The organism is Hydrogenovibrio crunogenus, assembly GCF_004786015.1.
Taxonomy (GTDB): Bacteria; Pseudomonadota; Gammaproteobacteria; order Thiomicrospirales; family Thiomicrospiraceae; genus Hydrogenovibrio; species Hydrogenovibrio crunogenus.
The window spans coordinates 178,185-200,999 of record NZ_CP032096.1 but is presented as its reverse complement, the minus strand read 5'-3'; the positions used below and the strand labels follow the sequence as shown (position 1 = coordinate 200,999).

Sequence of the window (22,815 nt, the reverse complement as noted above, 5' to 3'; positions counted from 1 at the left end):
AAAAAAGCTTAATCATACGTTTCTAATGCGTGGGTCGCTAAAGGCTTATATTGATGGCTCCCTTCTGCTTGAATACTTTCATACAAATTCAACCGATCCACTCGCAACCATGCCGCTTCAAGAGGCATGTCAAGTGCAGGAAAACCAGCTTGCTCTCCTAACCACTTACCTAAAGTGATATGAGGTCGAAATGCCCGCTTATCTTTAGGAATCTCAAAACAGCGCAATTGCTGCTCGATCTCTCGAACCAATGATTGTAAAAGCAAGGTGGCATCCAGAGTCGCGACGATAAAAGGGCCCGATTGGGATAAAGGAAATCCTTTGATAGCGGACACTTCGGCTTCAAAATAGCTCATGCCTTCGGCAAACCAGTTTTGCATTGATCTTTCAATGGCATCCACTTGTTCGGTTGGGAGCTCTCCTAAGAACTTTAATGTTAAATGCCAGTTTTTCACTGGCGTCCATCGAACATCTGATGCCCAAGGGAGCGATTTTAGACTTTCAATCTGCTCCATCAAAACCTTTTGCAGAGCTTCATTTACAGGCACAGCAAAAAAAGTTCGCATCACGCCTCTCCTTTCAGACCGTTAAAAATGACCAGGCCTGGCTATTTTTGAACTTTTTTGTACACATCCTCACGCCCTTCTGGTGGATGTTTATAGCGTTTGTAATTCCATTGATATTGCGAAGGTAATGCCTTAGCACACAGCTCAACACCTTCATTTAAAGCCGTTGTTGCCATCAACTCATCTGAAGCGGCGACCTGTTCATCTGCCGGAATAAAGTAAATCTCATACCCTTTCCCTTTGGATAGCCGCTTAGCATAAGCGAAAAACACGGCACTTTTGGATTTGGATGCCAGCTTCGAGACCAATACCATCGTACGCGCAGGATGACCGAAAAATGGAGCATAAGTACTGCCATTCTTTCCAGGATCTTGATCCGGCAAGATGCCTATCATCTCATTGTGATTCAACGCCTTGCGCAGGGCCTTAACACCGGATAAATCCGTCGGAACCAAGGTAGAACCGGAACGCTGCCTCACTTGTCGCATAAAGGATTCTATCGAGCGAATATTCGGCGGACGATATAGGGTTGTCATCGGATAATGGCGAGAAAGGTAAATCCCCATCACCTCCCAAGCGCCAATATGAGGCGATAAAATAATCACCCCTTTTTCCTGTTTAAAAGCGGCATCAACAAGCTCTGCTCCGTGTACCGACTGAATAAGTTCAAACACACGATTTGCATCCCATAACCATATCGGTCCGAGCTCTGTCGTGGTTTTTCCCAGCTCAAGTAAACTTTGTTTCAAATAGGCTTGTCGTTCCGTTTCAGACAATTCAGGAAAAGCGATTTTTAAATTAATCTCGGAAATCCGTTTGGGAGAAGAGGGAAACCACCACAATAAATAGCCGATGGCTTTTCCCATGGCATGATTGATTGGCAAAGACCACCAAGAAAAAAATTTCAGTAGCCCGATAAAGACTTTGCCTTGCCAGCGTTGTTCTGATTGAGCTGCCATATCACCCTACTTTAAATTTGCTTCACCAGCATGGTTGTCATCTGCCACCAATGGTTGCATGGCACGCCACAAATTAGCGTACAGGTGTTTATTATGCGTTTCTTGTTCAAGCAACAGCTCTTTCATACGCTGACGCTCTTGAGGCTTGGAATAGCAAGCTGGGCAGTTATCTTGAATAATCGGCAACTCTGCGGCTTCTGAAAAGGCACGTGTCTGGCTTTCTCGAACCCGAACCAACGGACGAATAATCCGAATATCTTTTTCATTATTCAAGTAATGCGCTTTCATCGTACGAAGCTCTCCTGCATTAAACGCCGACATCAAAAGACTCTCTGCCAAATCATCCAAATGCTGAGCCAGAGCCAACACGTTATAACCTTCTCGGCGACAAACCGTATAAAGTTTGCCCCGTTTATGGCGCGCGCAAAAACTACAGAAAGAGTCGCCTTTCATATGGGCATCGGCTAAAGCCACTAAATCCTCAGATTCATAAAAATAAGGCACCTCCATCGAGGCAACCCACTCTTTCAATGGCGATGGATCAAAGCCGGGAATTTCTGGATCAATCGTACACGCGGCCAGCTCAAACTTGACTGGCGAATGGCGCTGCAAATGTTTTAAAACAACCAGCAATGCCATCGAATCTTTTCCGCCCGACAATCCTAATAAGATCCGGTCGCCTTCACGAATCATCTGGTATTGCGCCACTGCCCGCCCCACCAATTTCAAGATAGATTTAGGTGGTTTAATCCAATCTTTTTTCTTTTTCGATGTATTCACTAAGTCGCTGGCAATGCCTTCAACCAATGCGGCAGAATTTTCGGGGGTGTGTTCAATTTTTGACATGAATTACTTTGGTTCTTTATTAACAACTATGATACATATTTTACACGCTCAACCGTTTTAGCAGGAAATTAATACTTGGATCAATGATCTTTGCTCCTACGAGTCAGTCTCCGCCTAATGGCTTGACTCCAAGCATCCGATAGGGCCGGGTTTTCCAATGCTTCTTGCAAGATATTATGTGCTTCCAGAGTCGACGCTTTTAACTTTGCTAAAAATAATGCCTGAATATTCGCTCCTCTCCCAGCGCTTAAGTGTCTAACAGGCATGGAAGCTTGAATGTTTCCTGAGTTCAACACTCGACAATAAAAACCCACTCGGCCCGACTCGCTGTATTTTTGAACAAACGATTGTGAATGGTTAATTTCACCCAGTTTCCAACAAGGAGAACGAGGCTGAGTCACTTCTAATATCACATCATCGATTTGAAACCGGTCTCCAACCTTGACTTGGGTTTCATCCACTCCGGAAAGCGAAATATTTTCTCCCAAGAAACCAAAAGCATGCTGACTGACGCCGTGAAGGACATAGTTTGCCGTCGGAATGATTAATACCGCTTTATCCTCTCCGCCGTGATTTTTGAGGTCGGCCTGATGATCGTCTTCTAACCCGTTTTCTGTCACTAACACAGCAGAGTCGACTGGTGTTTTATGGATGGCCGAGCGCGTTCCTCCCCGCCATGGATAAGATTGAATTTGGCCGACATTCACCGAAACAACCTGCATATGAGCCTCCTAAAGTCTTTTACGGTTTAAGATTAAGCTGGAACAACCATCGGCCACCCCTTCGGATGTGATAAAACTTGAACAGGAAAATCATACAGTTCTTCTATTTTGGACGGAACCAGCATGGTTTCAACCGACCCCTGATCCAACACTTTTCCCTGTTTGAGCAATATTAAGTGGTCTGCGTATTGCGCCGCTAAATTCATATCATGCAAAACCACGACAATGCCTATTTGATAACTATCTGCTAATTTTTTAACCACTTCAAATACTTGATGTTGATGGGCAAAGTCTAAATTGGCTGTGCATTCATCTAGCAACAAATAACGTGGGGCATCAGCTTGAGTAATAGGAGCGAGTACTTGAGCAACCACCCGAGCTAACTGCACTCGTTGCTGCTCGCCGCCCGATAACGTTTGATAATCACGCGACTTCAAGGCCTCAATACCAAATAATGCTAAGGCATCATCCACTCGTTGTTGTTTCTCTGATTGTCGAGTGATTTGCCACACCCCCATTTCAACCAGTTCAGAGACTAAAAAGGCGAAATCCATTTGCACGCTTTGAGGCATAACGGCTCTAACCGTCGCCAAAGTTTGAGCGGTGTATGATTCTAAGTTTTTTCCGTTTAGCAATACGTGTTGTTTTGCTTCGTTCAGGTCACCACTTAAGCAATGCAAAAGTGTCGATTTCCCAGCACCATTTGCCCCTAAAATAGCGACAACCTGTCCTGGGGAAATCTCAACGGACACATCCGATAAGATACGATGTCCTAGGCGCTCAACACATAGTTTGTTAGCTGTTAACATAGGCCCCCTCAAAGACCGACTCGTGAACGGCGTTGTAACAGCAGCCATAAGAAAAAAGGCCCACCGATAGCAGACATCACAATACCAATCGGAATTTCCGCTGGAGACAGCAAAGTACGTGCTAACAAATCGGACAATACAACTAACATCGCGCCCATTAGAGCACTACCAGATAATAACCAGCGATGATCCGGTCCCAATAGTAGTCGCACTAAGTGCGGGGCAACCAAGCCGACAAAGCCAATAATACCACTGACAGACACGGCTGCACCCACCGCTAAAGCGCTCAAGCTAATCACGCCCCACTTTAGCCGATTCACCTGAAAGCCCATGTGGTTCGATACCGCTTCCCCCATAGAAAACGCATTCAATCCGCGAGCAAAATAAGGCAGACCGATTAACGCCACCAAAATTGGCAGAAAGACCATCAGTAAGTCCTGCCAAGTCGCTCCAGATATTGATCCCATCGTCCAAAAAGTGAGATTTCGAAGTGCTTCATCTGTCGCCAGATAGGTGAGAAAACCCGTTGCCGAAGCAGCAATCGCATTCACGGCAACCCCCGTCAACAGCATTAACCCAACATCGGTGTGATCATTTTTAGTCGCGACCCGATAAATAATCCAGCTAACCAGAAGTCCACCCAAAAAAGCCGCCGCAGGAACCGCAGCACCTTGAAAAACCCCCACCCATTCTTTTAGAAAAGAATGACCTAACACAATCACCGTGACAGCCGCTAACGCAGCTCCACTAGAGACACCCACCAACGCCGGATCGGCCAACGGGTTTCGAAACAGCCCTTGCATGGCAGCGCCTGCAACCCCTAAACCGGTGCCAACCAATATACCCAATAGAATTCGTGGAAGTCGTATTTCAAAAATCACCAAATCGACTTGCATTGATCCCGGCGTGCCAACAAGGCTTTTCAATAGATCCCCAAAAGAAATTTCAATCGGCCCAATGCTCAATGCATAAAACCCGATGACACTTAACAGGATGCTTAATCCAAGCAAAACGGAAAGCGGTTGATAACGCCTATTCAAAATAAAACACTCTTGTTGCTGAAGTTAAAAAATTAAAGACCATTCTACCCTTTTACACGTCTAATAGAATCCTCTATCATAGAATGGCTTTTGACTTTATTATGCTTAGGAAAGCTTATGCCGCAACTTAAATCGCCTAACTGGTCGACAAGCACTTATCAACAGTGTGCTAGATTAATACACTCTCAGCAAAGTCTTCTATTATCGACACTTAGTGATCCAAAGACGCCGCATGCCAGCTATGCACCTTTTATTCTGTCTCAAGAAACCCTTTATATTTTTGTTTCAGCATTAGCGCAGCACACTTCAAACTTACTGAATCACCCTCAAGCCAGTGTCTTGATCATGGAACCGGAAGAAAAGGCGGAAACCATTTTTGCTCGACAGCGAATCCAGCTACAAATGAAATCCCATCCTATTTCGCGGGAGGAAGCTCTCTGGCAATCGACACTGGATACATTTGAATCACACTTTGGTGAAATCATCCAGACTTTACGCTCCCTTCCAGACTTTCACTTGTTCCAACTTCACCCTGTATCGGGGCTTTACGTCAAAGGATTTGGACAAGCTTATCCATTAGAACCCGAACAAATCAAAAAAGTATTTTCTTTTAAAAATCAAAGTGTTGATTCCATTTGAAATTGACCCTAAGTGTCTTCTATAATGAATTTAGCGGTATTTTAATTCTGAAATAACCCTCATCGCAAAACAACAGGAGGCAAGATCATGCTTAAACCTGAAATTGCAACACTATTGAACAAGCAAGTGAATGCTGAGTATTATGCCTCAAGTGTCTATCTACAGCTCAGTGCCTGGTGTGAAAATGCTGGACTGGAAGGGGCTGCACTTTTCTTTCGTGGTCACAGCATGGAAGAACGAACCCATATGGACAAGATATTTGATTATATGTCCGAATGCAGTATTCCTGTCAAAATTGGTTCTATTGAAGAGCCGCCTAGTGAATTCGATACCTTAATGGATGTCATTCAGGCTGCTTACCAACATGAGTTAAAAGTCACGGAAATGATTAACCATCTTGCGAAGACGGCGTTTGAGCTGCAAGATTATACGACCTTTAACTTTATTGAGTGGTTTATTGCCGAACAACATGAAGAAGAAGTATTGTTTGGAAAAATCATCAGCAAAGCCGAAATGCTTGGTTTCAATGGTCAACCAGGACAGCAATTGCATATCATGGATAATTATTTGCGCTTTATAAAAGACTAACTGCTCTGCTCAACCTCACTCCTGTGAGTGTTGAGCACCTACTTTTTTTGTACACACAACACACACCCTATCGCATATTTCCCGCTATAATCTCTATCATTTTTCATACGAACGACTCTCTCAAAGGTCCTATTACAATGACTTTCCCTTCAATGGTTATTTTCTTGGTGCTCGGGCTTTTCATTCCAGGCTTGGGTTCGGCATCATCTACTGATATTTCTATCAAAGGAAAACTTTCTATTGACCCTGACAATATTAGTGGCATGGTCATCACAGAAAATTTCATGGCGTTGGCAACCGATGAAGGCACCGCCATTCAAGTTTTAGCGCGCCAAGGAAATGAATTTATAGCTTTGCCCAGAAATAAAATCACACTCACTCCGGGAAAAGACGAACTGGATATTGAAGGACTGGCTTGGCAAGCGCCTTATCTCTATGCCGTGGGATCACACGCTAAAAAACGAAAAAAGATAAAATCAGACGCCTCTAATAAACAAAATATCAAACGCCTCACGCTCATTCATGATGAACCTGCGCGCAACCAGCTGTTTCAAATCCAGCTCGATAATCGGCTAAACGCCCGGCAAATAAAAGCTTTTTCACTCATGCCTATTATACAAGATACCCCTATTCTCGAGCCCTTTACAGCATTGCCAGGTAAAGAGAACGGCATCGACATTGAAGGGATAGCCGTCAGCGAAAACCATTTATATATCGGTTTCAGAGGGCCGGTTTTAAGAGGCAATCTGGTTCCGATATTGAAGTTGACACTTAAGGACAAAAAATTCTCTGTGAAAACGCCTAAACTAAAGCTGGTTAATTTAGGGGGATTGGGTATTCGAGACATGGTTGCTTTCGAAGACAAACTCTATTTACTATCAGGCCCCGTCAACAACATACCCAATGTTTACCATGTTCATGTATGGAACGGTAAAGCTCACTTAACACCGCTTCCTTACCTAAAAACACTGGATCGCCCCCTCGGCAAGCCTGAAGCACTTGTTGTTAACAGGCTGAACCAAGAGTCAAACTTGCTGTTTTGGGTCGGTCAGGATGGTTTAAAGAATGGTGGAATCAAATTGCTGGATTAAAGAAAAGCTATACGGGAAAGGACACAATCAAAGAGGCAAAACGAAAGACGTCTTCGGTTTGTTCACGGTAAAACTTACCAAAAGAGCTGCCCGACAAAACGACTGAGACTTTATTATAAACAAACCCGGCACCATACTGAACAGAGGGAATAAAGTCATTCGCTGGTTTCAATGAGGTTCTTTCATTGACAAACAAACGTCCATCCCGAAAGGCATTGTAAGCTTCGTAACGAACAGAAGCATCGATGAAGACCAACCAACCAAATCCTTTTTCAGGGACTATCAGGTGGTTTAAACGATTAAAACTCATCACCGCTTCCATATCAACACCGTATTGCATACCGATGCCTGCTGCTGCATAAATTTGTGGAGACCCAACCGCTCCAGACAAGGAATGACCTACTTTAAAATGCTGATTTTCAGAACTGAAAAACCTATGCCTATTTTCAAAGCCGACCTGTAAAGTCGGTTGGTCTGGAACCTGTTTATCCCATCCCGACGCATTGTCATTTCCTATTAAGGAATGAACACCATCTTGAATTTGCCGCCCGCCACTGCTCGGTCCAATCCATCCAGCACGAAAGTCCAAAATAGATTGGTTTTTACCATACCAATAAAAACGACGCCAATCGATATGCGTCCAAGCCGAGTTACTGACGGCTTCATTACCGTGTTCGGTTTTTTGTTGCAAGGTATAGAGTTCTGTACACACCGCAAGTTGGTCAACCTGCTTGAAACCAGAAATATTTTTACTTGGCAAAAACGACTCAAAAGGAGACAGCAGTGCGTCCACCACAGGGATTTGATCCTCTGTCCAACGAACCTCAAACCCACCGGTATATTGACGGTCCGTACCAAACACAACGTCATTATCCAGTTGAACATTGATTTGGCCGGCTGAGACCAATGAGGTACCAGTGAAACCGAACCAAAAAATGAGCACTCGCCAATTCATCTACAAACTCAACTAGAAAAGAGAAGGCATGTTTTTATACAAGATATACGCGCCCATAATAACCAGGAAAAACGCAAAAATCCGTTTCAACAAAGCCTGATCAACATGACTGCTTACTCGATGCCCTAGCCAACCACCAACGACGCCTATGGCGGAAAAAATACCAATAATATGCCAGTCAATTGATAACGACAACGACTCCAGAACATGCAGATATTCGTAAAACCCGACAAAAGACTTCGCGGCAATAATCACCAAGCTGGTCCCCACTGCCAACCGCATGGACAGTCCACCCAGCAATACCAGCGCTGGAATAATCAAAAAACCACCGCCAACACCAACAAGCCCAGTCACGGCCCCCACTGCCAACCCATCTAAAGCAATTTTATATATGGCACGTTCTTGAGTTGGAGTTTCTGCATCCAATTTAACCGGCCGAAACATCAAGTAAGCTGCTGACAGCAACAAGGCCGCAAAAATCAGCATCTGAATAGCGTTTGAAACATAGTGTGCGCCCCAAGCACCCAAAAAGGCGCCTAACATACCGGGTATCCCAAAAATAAAAACGGTTCGCCATTTCACCAGTCCTTGTCGAGCGTAAGGCAACGCAGAAAAAACGCTGATGATACCGACAATCATCAAAGAGCCGGCAATGGCGATTTTAGGATCTTGCCCCACCACATAAACCAATACCGGCACGGTTAAAATTGAACCGCCCGAACCTAACAAACCAAGGCTTAAGCCAATAAAGAGAGCTCCAATCCAAGCTAAAATCATTTAGGTTTCCTTTTTAAAAATACGCCACTTTCAATATGATGAGTATAAGGGAACTGGTCAAATAACGCCGTTTCCAAAATATCATGGGTTTGTTGAATCGCTTCCAAATCCGTCGCCAGCGTTTCTGGATTACAAGAAATATAAATAATATGATCGAATTCGGTGACCATTTGACGGGTTAAATCATCCAAACCAGAACGAGGCGGGTCAACAAAAATGGTATTAAACGCATAGGTGTTCAAATCAATGTCTTTTAACCGGAAAAAAGTCTCACCTTGTAAGGCGGCAGAAATTTCTTCCGCGGCCATTTTCACAACGGTAACATTATCAACCTGATTGGCTTCAATATTAAACTGCGCTGAGGCCACGGAGGTTTTGGAAATCTCTGTCGCTAATACCCGATGAAACTGGTCAGACAACGCAATTGAAAAGTGCCCATTTCCGCAATACAGTTCAATGAGGTCCTTCTCTTTATCAGGATTGGCTTTTGCTGCCATCTTTCGTGCCCAATGCAACATATTCTGTGCCATTTTCGCATTCGGCTGGGTAAAACTGTTTTCAATCTGTTGATAAATAAAGGTTTGTTGATCGACTTGAAGTTTTTCAATCACATAATCCTTATCTAAACAGATCTTTTGTTTACGAGCTCGCCCAATAATATGGGTGATTGGCAATTCACCTCGCAGGGCATTCGCCGCTGCAATCCAAGCAGCATCGTTTTCCACCCCCGTCTCCGTTTTGGTTTGTAAAGACTTTCGATAAATGAGCGTCACCAACATTTCCCCGCTAAAGGTTGCCAGAAAATCCACCTGAAATAATTTTTGTCTTAAGACCGGTATCTGCACAATGTGTGCCATTAATTTAGGCATGAGGGTTGCGATGGATTCTAACGCCATCGGACAATGATGAATGGCTACCTTTTCTTTGCTTTGTTGATCAAACATAATGTAATCGGTTTGATCACCTTCATGCCAAACTCTAAACTCGGCGCGAGCGCGATAATGTTCAGGATCGGAAGCAAACGCTTCAAAATTAGGCAGCTCTCCCAGTAACTGTTTTAAACGAAGGGTTTTCTCTGCGAATTGCTCCGCATAAGTCTCAGGATAGGTTTGACACAACATGTTTTATGATTTCTTATATTGATAAAAGGCATGATATTAGCGACAAAGTATAACAAACCGCACCGAAACAATAAATCGACTCAATGATTTATCCTAGCGTAACGAGATTAACACCTGGGATACCCTTTTGCGTCATTTTCTTCAAAACGAGCCAGGCCTGGCTATTTTTTATTAAAAAACCAGACTAAAGCAATGACTTTAAAGTCATTGACTCCTTATGATGCCATCCTTTCAATTATGTTAAAATATCGCTTTTTTCATTGCCTTAGAAGAAGTGTTATGTCCGAATTTGAAAATCGTCCTACAAGAATTGCTCAATTAAGAAGCTTACTGAGTCAGCGCATCGTGGTGCTGGATGGTGCAATGGGAACAATGGTACAAGACCTCACCCTCAGTGAAGAAGATTTTCGAGGAGAACGCTTTACCGACTATCACATGGATATCAAAGGCAATAATGATATCTTGGCGATGACACAACCGGCAATGATTCGAGACATTCACTTGGCTTTTCTACGCCAAGGGGCGGACCTCATTGAAACCAATTCATTCAATGCCACCACCATCGCTCAAGCGGATTATGACATGCAAGACATCGTCACCGAGCTCAATATTGCGGCAGCTACCGTGGCACGCGAAGCGTGTGAAATCGCCGAAAAAGAAGATGGCAAACCCCGTTTTGTGGCGGGTGTGCTTGGGCCAACCAATCGAACCGCGTCGATTTCGCCAGATGTAAATGATCCCGGCAAACGAAATACCCACTTTGATGAGCTGGTCACGGCTTACAAGCAAGCGACCCATGCCTTATTAAAAGGCGGCGCAGATGTCATTCTGATTGAAACCATTTTCGACACACTGAATGCTAAAGCCGCTATTTTTGCAGTGAAAGAGGTTGAAGAAGAAATCGGGTATGAAGTCCCGATTATGCTCTCAGGCACCATCACGGATGCCTCCGGACGTACCTTGTCAGGCCAAACCACCGAAGCATTCTACAATGCAGTCGCCCATGCACAACCGCTTTCCATCGGATTAAACTGCGCCTTAGGCCCAGAGGAACTTCGTCAATATGTTGAAGAGCTGAGTCGAGTCTGTGAAGCCTACGTCTCTGTGCATCCAAACGCCGGGTTACCGAATGAATTTGGAGAATATGATGAAACTCCTGAGCAAATGGCAAAAGAAATCGCCGTTTGGGCCGAAAAAGGGTGGTTAAACATTATTGGCGGCTGTTGTGGTACCACTCCGGATCATGTTGAAGCCATGGCCCATGCCGCATTGGCACACCCGGCTCGAACCTTGCCTGCAATTTCGCCAGCCTGTCGCCTATCCGGTTTAGAACCGCTGAACATTGATGACAGCAGTTTGTTTGTTAATGTGGGTGAGCGTAACAATGTCACCGGCTCTGCGAAGTTCAAGCGTCTTATCATTGAAGAAAACTACAACGAAGCGATTGATATCGCAGTGAAACAAGTAGAAGACGGCGCTCAAATCATCGATGTCAATATGGATGAGGGGATGCTGGATGCGAAAGCCTGCATGGTGAAGTTTTTGAACCTGCTGGCCTCTGAGCCGGAAGCCTCCCGTGTTCCGATTATGATTGACTCTTCTAAGTGGGAAGTCATCGAGGCTGGCCTGAAATGTATCCAGGGCAAAGGCGTGGTGAACTCCATCTCTTTGAAAGAGGGAGAAGACGCTTTTATCAAACAGGCCAAACTGGTCAAAAAATATGGTGCCGCCGCCATTGTAATGGCTTTTGATGAGGACGGCCAAGCCGACACCTTAGCACGAAAAATCGAAATTTGTGAACGCTCTTATAACGTCTTGACTCAAAAAGTAGGCTTCTTGCCACAAGACATCATTTTTGACCCTAACATCTTCGCCGTGGCGACGGGAATTGAAGAGCACAATAATTATGGTCTAGATTTCATCAATGCCGTCACCTGGATCAAACAAAATCTGCCTTATGCCAAAGTATCCGGCGGGGTGTCCAACGTCTCTTTCTCCTTCCGAGGCAATAACCCGGTACGTGAAGCCATCCACTCGGTCTTTTTATACTATGCCATCAAAGAAGGCATGGACATGGGGATTGTGAATGCCGGTCAAATGGCGATTTATGATGATCTTCCCGAAAAACTGCGTGTGGCGGTTGAAGACGTCATCCTCAATAAAGACCCTGAGGCAGGCGAACGCTTATTGGAAGTGGCCGAAGAATATCGTGGCGACGGTCAGGCTGCCACTAAAGTGGCTGATACCGCCTGGCGAGAGACGACGGTTGAAAAACGACTGGAACACTCTTTGGTGAAAGGCATCACCGACTATATTGAAGCAGATACCGAAGAAGCCTATCAAAAGCTAGGTGCACCGATTAATGTCATTGAAGGCCCTTTAATGGACGGCATGAATGTCGTCGGAGATTTATTCGGTTCCGGGAAAATGTTTCTTCCTCAGGTGGTGAAATCGGCACGCGTCATGAAACGCGCAGTGGCGTATCTTGATCCTTATCTGGAAGCAGAAAAATCAGAAGGACAGGTGCAAGGTAAAATTGTCATGGCCACCGTGAAAGGGGATGTACATGATATCGGTAAAAACATTGTCGGCGTCGTGCTGCAATGTAATAACTTTGAAGTCATCGACTTGGGGGTCATGGTGCCTGCCGAAAAAATCCTCGATACCGCCATTGAGCAAAATGCCAATGTCATCGGGCTATCAGGCCTCATCACACCGTCTCTTGAAGAAATGGTCAATGTCGCCAAATTGATGCAAGAGCGTGGCATGAACCTTCCATTGCTGATTGGTGGCGCCACTACTTCCAAAGCACATACGGCGGTTAAAATCGAACCGCAATACGATCATCCGGTGGTTTATGTCAAAGATGCCTCACGTGCGGTTGGGGTCGCGCAAAGCTTAATTTCAAACGACTTGAAAGAGACATTTGCCGCCAAAATCAAAGCCGAATACGAACAAGTCCGAGAGGAACGTAAAGCACGCGCCAAGCAGGTCAAGCGCATCCCGATTAAACAAGCGCGCTTAAACCCTGCTTTGAACGACCAGGCCTGGGAGAATTACACACCTATTAAGCCAAGCTTCCTCGGCACCAAAGTGCTTGAGAATTTTCCATTAGACAAACTACTGGAACGCTTTGATTGGTCCCCTTTCTTCCAGTCTTGGGAGTTGCATGGTCTTTATCCAAGAATTTTAGACGACAAAGTGGTGGGAGAAGAAGCGCGCAAAGTGTTTGCCGATGCTCAAGCCATGCTGACCAAAATCATTGATGAAAATTGGCTGACAGCAAAAGCCGTATACGGATTCTATCCTGCCAATCGAGTTGGGGATGATATTGAAGTCTACACAGATGAAAGCCGAACTGAAGTGCTTCATACCTTCCATCATTTACGTCAACAAGCGGAGAAAAAACGCGGTGGAGCGAACAACTGTCTGTCCGATTTTATTGCTCCGAAAGAAAGTGGCGTCGCTGACTACATTGGCTTCTTTGCCGTGACAGCGGGTATTGGCATCGATGAACATGTCGAGCGCTTTGAAAAGGAACATGATGATTACCATGCGATCATGCTGAAAGCATTGGCAGATCGTTTTGCTGAGGCCTTTGCCGAAACATTGCATGAAATGGTTCGTAAGGAAGATTGGGGCTATGCGCCCGATGAACAGCTTGAAAACGAAGACATCATTCGTGAACGGTATCAAGGCATTCGCCCGGCAGCGGGTTACCCAGCCTGCCCAGATCATACTGAAAAAGGCATTCTCTGGGATTTAATCAAACCAGATGAGACAATTGGGTTGGAAATCACCGAAAGTTTTGCGATGACGCCAACGGCTGCGGTTTCCGGAACCTATTTCGCCCACCCAGAATCTCGCTATTTCGGCGTCGGATCAATTGGCCGAGATCAAGTGGAAGACTATGCAGTTCGTAAAGGCTGGTCAATTGAAGAAACTGAGAAGTGGCTGGCACCGAACTTGGGATATGATCCAGAAGATTTTGCCAATTAACCTAACCTCTCTAAATACCTTCCTAGGTTAAATCGCTTGTTTTGAAGCTTCAGCAATCGCCTCAAAATAAAGCGCTGCCACCCCAGGTTCTTCAATGTCTACAGCGATATTTTCATATCGCTGAGCCGTCGCCAAGAGATCTCCGTACACTCCTTGCCCTTCAACAAGACCTATTTTTATTGCATCATTAATGGGTAACTGTGACAAAAGCTCTTCTAACGCTTTTCCCATCAGAGTATCCAGCAACGAAAAGAGCCCGGCTAAATAATAACTGTCAACATTCGTTAAGCCTTTATTTTGAGCTAATCGGCGCATAAAAATCGCTCGCACTCTTGCAAGGTTAAACACTTCAGGTAAGACATCATTTAATGCGGCCAGCGATAACATCGTCGCCCACGACTGCACCCGCTTTAATCCAAATAAACTCATCACTTCTTTTAAACTTGAAAAGGTTGGCATCCGGGCGTTACGGTATTGCTCGGCAAACTTCATTAACTTGTGCGACAGCCCCACATCTTTTTCAATGACATTGACCAAGTCATCCAAGCTAATGTCTTCATCCGCAATTTTTTCGAGCAATTGCATCAAATTCAATTGATTCACACTAAGTTGCTGCCCCGTGATAATTTCCGGTTTGGCAAAGAAGTACCCTTGAAAATAATCAGCTCCCGCCTCTTTACAAGCAGCAAACATTTCTTTGGTCTCTACCCGCTCAGCCACGATTTTTGCTCGGGTCACCGTTTTAACTTTATTAAACAAGACCGGTAAATTCTCTAATTTGACATACTGAACGTCAAACTTAATCAGATCGGCTAACTTGATCAGAGGCACCAATTTTTGTTTGAAGATAAAGTCATCTAGCGCGATGGTATAACCTTTTTCTTTAAGCGACATCACACCGGTAATCACTTCTTCGGTAGGCTCAACATCTTCAAGCATCTCAATCACAATAATATTATTAGAAAAACTAGGTTCATCATGGATGCAAAAAAAACTTTGAGGAAAATTGATAAACGCTTTTCTGTCACCCACGATCGTTTCGAGCCCCAGGTTCATCATAGCGTTATGTAAAACTGTCGCCGTTGCACCTTCTGCAGAGTCGAACTCGGCTTCATTAGGGTCAAAACCACCTCTGAAAAGAAGTTCATACCCATACACTTGACTGTTGCCATCTAGAATGGGCTGTCGGCCTATAAAAAAATCATTATTTGACATAAGTGACTGAAATTAAAAGATTGGTTGTTAGAATATCACAGCTTATTTTTTATCCGAAGTATTTCTGCTGACCGACAGCGATAATTATTTTTATGCCTTGAAAAATATTTCTTTCGATGCTTTCTATACCAAGGGAAAAGCAATCAGAGCCAAGCTAAATTCAATTATTCTTTAATAACAATTACTTACTCTTTCGAACCTTATTGATTCATATTTTTTATATTCCATAAAATTTTTCTATAGCTTAACAAAAAACCTCTTTTTGACTCTGTGTTTTCATTGTTTAAAAATACCATTAATTAAACAAATTTATTCTAGGATAAATCATGGAAGTTGTTGTTTGGAGCGCTTGGATAGCCGGTATAGCCATGGGCTTATTTGTTATTTTTCATTTCTGGTTAATGGGCAAGCCTGCGGGGTGCTCAACTGGGTATGGGAACTTTTGTGGCATGATGTTCAAAAATGTCGAATATTTTCGAACAGGTGAATACAAAAACATAAACAATTCACGCCTTTGGTTTTTGTTAGGTATTCCTATAGGAGGACTCATCAGTGCTCTCGGTTCCCCTGAGCCTTGGCATTTTAGTTTTGACATGGGTATGTACAACGACATTCTACCCCAAACGTTGGCCGGTAAAGCCATTTGGCTAATCTTTGGTGGTGCCCTCCTTGGCTTCGGCGCACGATTAGCGGGCGCATGTACAACAGGTCACGCATTAGTCGGCGGTGCCATGCTCAACCCTCCTAGCTTATTGGCAGGGGCAGTGTTCTTTATGAGCGCATTCTTTACCACTCACTTATTATTCGGAACCTAAAGGGATTTCAAAATGCATAAGCTACCGATTTTAAAAAGCATTCGGCTATACCTGGTTTCTTTTAGCTTTGTCTATCGCAATAACTTTTTCGGCTTGTTAATGGGAATTGCCTTTGGTTTTTTTATGAGTCATGCGGGCGCAACCACCTATGATTACCATGCCAAGATGTTCTTGTTTCAGGACTTCCAATTACTGATTGTCATTGCCATGGCTGTGGTCATCGCCATGATTGGGGTCACCCTGATGAAAAAATTTCATGTCACAGCCGTTGCAACCGGCGCAGAAGTGGATTTTGTTAAAAAACCTTATCAGAAAGGGTTAATCGCTGGTGCCATGTTATTTGGGATTGGTTGGGGCATGACGGCTTCCTGCCCAGGCACCATCCCTGCCATGATTGGAGAAGGAAAAATTGCAGGTATTTTTGCATTGATCGGCTTACTGATCGGAACGATGGCTTATGGCATTTTACAAAGCTACATTCGTCTCGAAAAGGCTCAAAAAACCACATCTAACTCGTAAGAAGCCAGCTTAACCCCCTGAGAGATGAAAGTCAGCAACGCAAAATTCGCTGGCTCAAAATCTCTCTCCCGCACAATATCGGGCTTTACTTCCATTTTTGCATGACTTTCTGCAATAAATCTTAATCATTTCATCAGATTACACAAACTTCTATTGTCATTCCAGTATAATACGTTTTTTTGAAAAATTGAGAGTCCCCCGCATGAACACAGATCATATTCGCAACATTGCCATTATTGCGCACGTTGACCACGGTAAAACCACGTTGGTTGACCAACTTCTAAGACAATCTGGCACCTTTGACGATATCCGTAAAGACATGGGGGATCGTATGATGGACTCCAATGATCTAGAAAAAGAACGTGGTATCACGATCCTGTCTAAAAACACCGCCGTCAAATGGAACGATTTCCGTATCAATATCGTTGATACTCCGGGCCATGCTGATTTCGGTGGTGAGGTTGAACGTATTTTATCGATGGTTGATTCGGTATTGCTTTTGGTCGATTCCGTGGAAGGACCGATGCCACAAACACGTTTTGTGACGGAAAAAGCATTGAAGCAAGGCCTAAAACCGATTGTTGTCATCAATAAAATTGACCGTCCAGGCGCACGTCCTGACTGGGTTTTAGACCAGACATTTGATTTGTTTGACCGTCTAGGTGCCACTGATGAACAGATGGATTTTGATGTGATTTATGCATCCGGTCTAAATGGTTTTGCTGGGTTGGATGAAGATGTTCGCGAAGGTGACATGACACCGATTTTCAAGATCATCACGGAAAACGTACCTGCACCAGATGTTGATTTGGGCGGACCATTCCAGTTGCAATGTATCTCATTGGATTATGACACTTATAAAGGGGTTATCGGAACAGGCCGTATCAAACGTGGGGCCGTTCAAACCGGAATGCCAATTGTGATCATTGATGCCGAAGGAAAAGAACGTAAAGGTAAAATGGGTGAATTGTTCGGTTACCACGGTCTTGAGCGTGTCAGTGTTGAAGAAGCACACGCCGGTGACATCGTTGCATTCACAGGGCTAGATCCTTTGAACATTTCAGATACGTTATGTGATCCGAACCATGTTGAAGCTTTACCAGCCTTGACGGTTGATGAACCAACGGTCAGCATGACATTCCAAGTCAACGACTCTCCTTTCGTCGGTCAGGATGGTAAGTTGCTAACCTCTCGTCAAATTCGTGAGCGTTTGGATAAAGAATTATTAACCAACGTTGCCTTGCGCGTTGAAGAAACGGATGACGCCAACAAATTCCGAGTTTCCGGTCGTGGTGAACTACATTTATCCGTTCTGATTGAAACCATGCGTCGTGAAGGCTTTGAAATGGGGATTTCTCGTCCAGAAGTAATCTTCAGAGAAATTGATGGTGAAACGCAAGAACCTTACGAAAACCTAACGGTAGATGTGCCAGAAGAAGCACAAGGTGCCATCATGGAAAAATTGGGTGAGCGTAAAGCCGAAATGCAAGACATGGTGCCAGATGGACATGGTCGTGTACGTATCGACTTCATCATTCCTTCTCGCGGCTTGATTGGGTTCCGTACTGAGTTCATGACAGCGACTCAAGGAAACGGATTGATCTTCTCGAGCTTCTCTCATTATGGTCCGAAATTCTCAGGCACATTGGGTGAGCGTAACAACGGTGTATTGATCTCAATTGGTCAAGGGAAAGCTTTAGCGTTTGCCCTATTCAACTTGCAAGACCGTGGGCGTTTATATATCGGTCACGGGGAAGAAGTGTATGAAGGCATGATCATCGGGCTACACAGTCGCGCCAATGACTTAACCGTCAATCCTTTGAAGGGGAAACAGTTAACGAATATGCGTGCATCAGGAACGGATGAAGCTCTAACCTTGACACCACCGATTATTTTCTCGCTGGAACAAGCGCTTGAATTTATCGATGATGACGAGCTGGTTGAAGTCACCCCACATCACGTCCGTATTCGTAAAAAATTATTGACTGAAAACGAACGTAAAAAAGCAGGCCGCAGCAAGTTATAAGCTTCTCTCTGCTTAAATTAAAAGCCCCTAAAAATGACCAGGCCTGGTTACTTTTTAGGGGCTTTTTTCGTTTATGCTTTCTGAAAAAGATTCTTTTGGTCTTCCGTTCGGTTTAGGCTAAAATTGCATTATGATGACTTTAGAACAGATCTTGTACCCGCCCATCAAGCCGTATAGCGAACATAGCTTACAGGTTGATAACACGCATTCGCTTTACATCGAAGAAAGCGGTAATCCCCTCGGTCTGCCAGTCTTGTTTATCCATGGTGGCCCCGGTGGGGGCACCACCCCAATGCAACGCCGCTTTTTCAATCCGGATGAATATCGTATTATCTTATTTGATCAGCGTGGGTGCGGAAAATCCCGCCCTCATGCCTGTTTAACCAACAATACCACGGCTCACTTGATTGAAGACATCGAAAAAATTCGACGGCATTTAGAGATTGATCGTTGGATATTGTTTGGTGGCTCCTGGGGGTCAACGTTGAGTTTACTCTATGCTGAAGCCTACCCAGAGCGTGTCATTTCTATGGTGTTACGCGGCATTTTCTTATGCCGGGATGAAGACACTCGTTGGTTTTATCAAGAAGGTGCCAACCGATTTTACCCGAATTACTGGCAGGATTTTATTGCCCCGGTTCCTGAAGAAAAACGAAACGATATGATTGGCGCCTACTACGAACTCCTGACCAGTGAAAATGAAATTGCTCGAATGAGTGCGGCTGAAGCTTGGTCTGTCTGGGAAGGAAGAACCTCCACACTCAAAGCCGATAAGGACCTAGTGAATCATTTTGGTGATCCCTTTCATGCACTGGCTATGGCGCGCATCGAATGTCATTATTTTAAATACAACGCCTTTATCGAACCGAACCAAATTTTAGCTAATATTGGCTATATTCGAAAAATTCCAACCCAAATTATTCAAGGTCGTTACGACATGGTTTGCCCGGTCAATCAAGCCTATGCGTTATCACAAGCCATGCCAAACGCTCAACTGATTATATGCGACCATGCAGGGCACTCTGCCCTTGAGCTGGAAATTGCTCAAGCGCTGGTGGCTGCGACCGATCAACTCTATCTTGATGGCGACATCTCTCCTTAATATGATTTGTTTATTGCAAAGAGTGACTCAAGGAAGTGTATCGGTTTCAGATGAAATCATCGGGCAGATTTCATCGGGTTTGGTTGTTTTATGCGGATTTCAACCACATGATTCAACCGAATCCTTAGAAAAGATGGCTCATAAACTCCTACATTACCGTGTTTTCAGTGATGAAGATGACAAAATGAACCTCAATCTGCAACAAGCCTTCAATGGTCAAGGCGGTGAATTACTGCTGGTGCCGCAATTTACCTTAGCAGCCGATACGAAAAAGGGACTACGTCCCAGCTTTCACACCTCGGCTTCGCCGGACTTGGCACACGACCTTTTTAAGCAATTTGTCACCTTAATTACCGAGAAGTTTGGCTCCCCTCAAACAGGAAAATTCGGTGCCAACATGCAAGTCAGTTTAATTAATGATGGGCCTGTAACCTTTTGGCTTGAAACCTAACATCTTCATAAGGCATAAAGGTTTTAATTTCGACAAAAAGCGGCTACACTTAGCCAAACAATTAATGGTGATACGAACTCTCATGCCACTTTCTGAGACAAGCTCTAAGCAGATTGATCCCTCTTTAATCCTCGTAGTTGAGGACGACGATACCACCCGTTTGACCCTAAATAAAGTCCTAACCAAATCCGGATTTAAAGTCATCGATGCCAAAAATGGTCAAGAGGGCTTTTCAAAATTTATCAACGAGTCACCCTGCTTAATTTTAATGGATGTGATGATGCCCATAATGGATGGGTATGCAGCCACTGAAGCCATCCGGAACTATGAAAAGAGCCGTGCCGTCCCTATCTTAATGCTAACATCGCAGGATGATATGGGGTCAATTGACCATGCCTTTACCAGTGGCGCGACAGATTTTATCACCAAACCGATTAATTGGTCTTTGCTCAGTCAGCGAGTTAAATACGCCATTAACTCTTCTTTAATCGAAGATCAGCTGAGAGCCAGTCAGTCTCAACTTATGTATGCCCAAAAACTGGCAAAACTGGGCTATTGGGAGTGGGATGCAAAAGCAGACCAGGTGACGGGCACGAGTTCAGCCTTTGAGCTTTTCGGTATTCCGAATCAGGCAGATGTCACCTTAGAGCAATTCTTTTCCAATATTATTCCGAAAGACCTGCCATTAATTCAACAAGCCATTGCCGATGCCAGCCAAGGCTATAATGATATTCAAGTCAGTTTCCGTGTTCTGCATCATGATAGCTCATTATCTCATGTGGATTGTTTAGGGGAAGTCAGCTTTGATGAACATGGAGACATCTCAAAGATTACAGGGTCGGCCCAGGATATCAGTCGTTTGCATAAAGCGGAAACTCTGATCGATTACCAATCCAGCCATGACAAACTGACGGATTTGGCTAACCGTTCTTTCTTTAATAAAAACCTAATGAATTTTATAAAAGAAACCAATCCTGACAAATACAGCGCAACCGTGATTCTTGACATTGACCGCTTCAAAAAAATCAATGATAACTTAGGACAGGAAAATGGGGATGCGCTACTTCGCACCGTTGCTCAACGCTTAAAGAAAGTCACGCGAGAAGATGATTTCGTGGCCCGCTTAGGTAGTGATGAATTTGCTATCTTGATTAAGAATGCCGAGGACGCCCAAGAATTAAACTTATCTCTCAGTCGTATTTTTCATGATATTTCGAAAGCCTATAACGTTAAAGATCAAGAATTGTTTATCACTTTCTCGATCGGCATCAGCATCATCAACCAGGATGGAGATCAAGCCAGCGAGCTGATTGCGCATGCCAATATCGCTCGAAGTCAGGCCAAACTCAATGGCGGCAATCAGTTTTTATTCTATCAAGCGGAAATGAATGCCGAATCAAAAGAACAGCTGATGCTGGAAAATGATTTAAGAAAAGCCCTTGATCGCAATGAGATTGAAGTTTACTACCAGCCTCAGATTGATGGTCACTCTTTAAAACCTTATGGCGCTGAAGCTTTGGTGCGTTGGAAACACCCAACCGAAGGGACTATTTCACCCGGTGTCTTTATACCTATGGCAGAAAGCAATGGGATGATTGTCAACATTGGTCGATTTGTTTTAGAAAATGCCATCAAAGAAGCCGAAAATTGGCATGCGAATGGATTTGATGAAATGCGTATCGCTGTTAACTTGTCAGGTCGGCAATTTTCCAGCTCAAACTTAATCAAAGAAGTACAGGAAGTGTTGCAAAACACAACTCTGCCTGCGAAGTATCTTGATCTGGAAATCACAGAAAGCTTGGCTATGAGCAACGCCGATCACAATATCAGCATCCTAAAAGGACTGAAAGCCATGGGGGTTTCATTGTCCATTGACGACTTTGGAACAGGCTATTCTTCTCTCGCCTATCTACATAGCTTTCCAATTGATGCCATTAAAATCGACCGTTCTTTTATCGATAACTTGGAAAGTCAGGAAGGACAGGCTATTGTCCGCACCATCTTAGCCATGGCCGACAGTTTGAGCCTCAAAGTGGTTGCAGAAGGGATTGAAGAAGAATTCCATGTCTCTTTCCTTCAAAATAAGAACTGTGATATTTTCCAAGGCTTTATGTTCGGCAAGCCGATGCCTGCTGATGAATTTCAACAGTATCTTAAATCTCAGAAAACGCCTTAGTAAGCTATAATAGGTTCACTAGAATAGGAAAAAAATTTATGTCTGATCCGGTTGATACAGAGAATTTAAGTCAGTTAAAAGCACTGATTGGAGAAGATTTAAAAGATATTTTACAAACCTTTTTGGATATTGCACCCGAGACGTTAAAGGGTATTAAAGCCGCTATTGATGAAGAAGACCCGGAGGCTTTAAGGCATCAAGCGCACACATTAAAAGGTAGCTCGGCGAATATTGGGGCGACCACATTGCCTGATTTATGCTTGGCGCTTGAAACCAAAGGAAGAGAAGGCATTACTCAAGGACAAGAGAGTCTGTTAAAACAAGTGGAAGACGAAACCGACAAAGTGATTCGTTTTTTACAGCATTCAATCAACCATTTTAGCCAACTGTAGAGACATC

21 protein-coding genes are annotated in these 22,815 nt (G+C 44.1%); 11 read left to right on the top strand and 10 right to left on the bottom strand.

The window, feature by feature from the left end; translation table 11 throughout:
• Positions 1-8: 8 nt before the first annotated feature.
• The 6 genes from thpR to GHNINEIG_RS00845 all read right to left on the bottom strand — a co-directional run bounded on the left by thpR (position 9) and on the right by GHNINEIG_RS00845 (position 4,942).
• Complete coding sequence (gene thpR, locus GHNINEIG_RS00870; protein ID WP_135794906.1) at positions 9-566, bottom strand: RNA 2',3'-cyclic phosphodiesterase; 558 nt, start codon at positions 564-566, stop codon at positions 9-11.
• Between the two features lie 41 nt (positions 567-607).
• Positions 608-1,525 (bottom strand): lysophospholipid acyltransferase family protein, encoded by a 918-nt coding sequence (locus GHNINEIG_RS00865; protein ID WP_135794905.1) that lies wholly within the window; start codon positions 1,523-1,525, stop codon positions 608-610.
• A 6-nt stretch (positions 1,526-1,531) separates the two neighbouring features.
• On the bottom strand, positions 1,532-2,371 hold the full coding sequence (locus tag GHNINEIG_RS00860; protein ID WP_135794904.1) for a tRNA 2-thiocytidine biosynthesis TtcA family protein: 840 nt from the start codon (positions 2,369-2,371) through the stop codon (positions 1,532-1,534).
• An 80-nt stretch (positions 2,372-2,451) separates the two neighbouring features.
• Entirely contained in the window at positions 2,452-3,093 is a 642-nt protein-coding gene (locus GHNINEIG_RS00855) for an MOSC domain-containing protein (RefSeq protein WP_135794903.1), read from the bottom strand.
• A gap of 32 nt (positions 3,094-3,125) precedes the next feature.
• Positions 3,126-3,902 carry a heme ABC transporter ATP-binding protein gene (locus GHNINEIG_RS00850; RefSeq protein ID WP_135794902.1) on the bottom strand — a complete coding sequence of 259 codons (777 nt, stop codon included), beginning with the start codon at positions 3,900-3,902 and terminating at the stop codon, positions 3,126-3,128.
• 8 nt (positions 3,903-3,910) lie between these two features.
• Positions 3,911-4,942 (bottom strand): FecCD family ABC transporter permease, encoded by a 1,032-nt coding sequence (locus GHNINEIG_RS00845; protein WP_189636901.1) that lies wholly within the window; start codon positions 4,940-4,942, stop codon positions 3,911-3,913.
• A 117-nt stretch (positions 4,943-5,059) separates the two neighbouring features.
• On the opposite strand from GHNINEIG_RS00845, the gene GHNINEIG_RS00840 reads away from it, so the two are divergent.
• The 3 genes from GHNINEIG_RS00840 to GHNINEIG_RS00830 all read left to right on the top strand — a co-directional run bounded on the left by GHNINEIG_RS00840 (position 5,060) and on the right by GHNINEIG_RS00830 (position 7,260).
• Entirely contained in the window at positions 5,060-5,581 is a 522-nt protein-coding gene (locus GHNINEIG_RS00840; protein ID WP_135794901.1) for a HugZ family pyridoxamine 5'-phosphate oxidase, read from the top strand.
• An 87-nt stretch (positions 5,582-5,668) separates the two neighbouring features.
• Positions 5,669-6,169, top strand: coding sequence for a ferritin (locus tag GHNINEIG_RS00835; protein ID WP_135794900.1), 501 nt, complete (start codon positions 5,669-5,671; stop codon positions 6,167-6,169).
• Positions 6,170-6,306: 137 nt separating this feature from the next.
• Positions 6,307-7,260 (top strand): DUF3616 domain-containing protein, encoded by a 954-nt coding sequence (locus GHNINEIG_RS00830; RefSeq protein ID WP_135794899.1) that lies wholly within the window; start codon positions 6,307-6,309, stop codon positions 7,258-7,260.
• A gap of 7 nt (positions 7,261-7,267) precedes the next feature.
• On the opposite strand, the gene GHNINEIG_RS00825 is transcribed toward GHNINEIG_RS00830, so the two are convergent.
• Genes GHNINEIG_RS00825 through trmA form a run of 3 tightly spaced genes read right to left on the bottom strand, consistent with a single transcriptional unit; the run spans position 7,268 to position 10,113 of the window.
• Positions 7,268-8,215: a lipid A deacylase LpxR family protein gene (locus GHNINEIG_RS00825; protein WP_135794898.1), complete on the bottom strand. Its 948-nt coding sequence runs from the start codon at positions 8,213-8,215 to the stop codon at positions 7,268-7,270.
• Between the two features lie 12 nt (positions 8,216-8,227).
• A complete protein-coding gene (locus tag GHNINEIG_RS00820) occupies positions 8,228-8,992 on the bottom strand; it encodes a sulfite exporter TauE/SafE family protein (protein ID WP_135794897.1) in 765 nt (254 codons plus the stop codon).
• Positions 8,989-10,113 carry a tRNA (uridine(54)-C5)-methyltransferase TrmA gene (trmA, locus tag GHNINEIG_RS00815; protein ID WP_135794896.1) on the bottom strand — a complete coding sequence of 375 codons (1,125 nt, stop codon included), beginning with the start codon at positions 10,111-10,113 and terminating at the stop codon, positions 8,989-8,991. The genes GHNINEIG_RS00820 and trmA overlap by 4 nt, the downstream gene beginning before the upstream one ends.
• A 279-nt stretch (positions 10,114-10,392) precedes the next feature.
• Between trmA and metH the strand changes: the two genes are divergently transcribed.
• Positions 10,393-14,112: a methionine synthase gene (gene metH / locus GHNINEIG_RS00810; RefSeq protein ID WP_135794895.1), complete on the top strand. Its 3,720-nt coding sequence runs from the start codon at positions 10,393-10,395 to the stop codon at positions 14,110-14,112.
• A gap of 27 nt (positions 14,113-14,139) precedes the next feature.
• Here the strand turns inward: metH and GHNINEIG_RS00805 are convergent, their stop codons facing one another.
• On the bottom strand, positions 14,140-15,327 hold the full coding sequence (locus GHNINEIG_RS00805) for an EAL and HDOD domain-containing protein (protein ID WP_135794894.1): 1,188 nt from the start codon (positions 15,325-15,327) through the stop codon (positions 14,140-14,142).
• Between the two features lie 326 nt (positions 15,328-15,653).
• On the opposite strand from GHNINEIG_RS00805, the gene GHNINEIG_RS00800 reads away from it, so the two are divergent.
• From GHNINEIG_RS00800 to GHNINEIG_RS00770, 7 genes are all read left to right on the top strand, one after another.
• Positions 15,654-16,142: a YeeE/YedE family protein gene (locus GHNINEIG_RS00800; protein ID WP_135794893.1), complete on the top strand. Its 489-nt coding sequence runs from the start codon at positions 15,654-15,656 to the stop codon at positions 16,140-16,142.
• Positions 16,143-16,154: 12 nt separating this feature from the next.
• Complete coding sequence (locus GHNINEIG_RS00795; protein ID WP_135794892.1) at positions 16,155-16,661, top strand: YeeE/YedE thiosulfate transporter family protein; 507 nt, start codon at positions 16,155-16,157, stop codon at positions 16,659-16,661.
• Positions 16,662-16,863: 202 nt separating this feature from the next.
• The gene (gene typA, locus GHNINEIG_RS00790) at positions 16,864-18,687 is read left to right on the top strand and encodes a translational GTPase TypA (RefSeq protein WP_135794891.1); all 1,824 of its coding nucleotides are present in this window, start codon (positions 16,864-16,866) and stop codon (positions 18,685-18,687) included.
• Between the two features lie 130 nt (positions 18,688-18,817).
• On the top strand, positions 18,818-19,789 hold the full coding sequence (pip, locus tag GHNINEIG_RS00785) for a prolyl aminopeptidase (RefSeq protein WP_135794890.1): 972 nt from the start codon (positions 18,818-18,820) through the stop codon (positions 19,787-19,789).
• A 1-nt stretch (position 19,790) separates the two neighbouring features.
• Positions 19,791-20,240, top strand: a complete 450-nt coding sequence (gene dtd / locus GHNINEIG_RS00780) for a D-aminoacyl-tRNA deacylase (RefSeq protein WP_135796794.1) — start codon at positions 19,791-19,793, stop codon at positions 20,238-20,240.
• 82 nt (positions 20,241-20,322) lie between these two features.
• Positions 20,323-22,416, top strand: a complete 2,094-nt coding sequence (locus GHNINEIG_RS00775) for a two-component system response regulator (RefSeq protein ID WP_135794889.1) — start codon at positions 20,323-20,325, stop codon at positions 22,414-22,416.
• A 38-nt stretch (positions 22,417-22,454) separates the two neighbouring features.
• Complete coding sequence (locus GHNINEIG_RS00770; RefSeq protein ID WP_135794888.1) at positions 22,455-22,808, top strand: Hpt domain-containing protein; 354 nt, start codon at positions 22,455-22,457, stop codon at positions 22,806-22,808.
• Positions 22,809-22,815 lie beyond the last annotated feature (7 nt).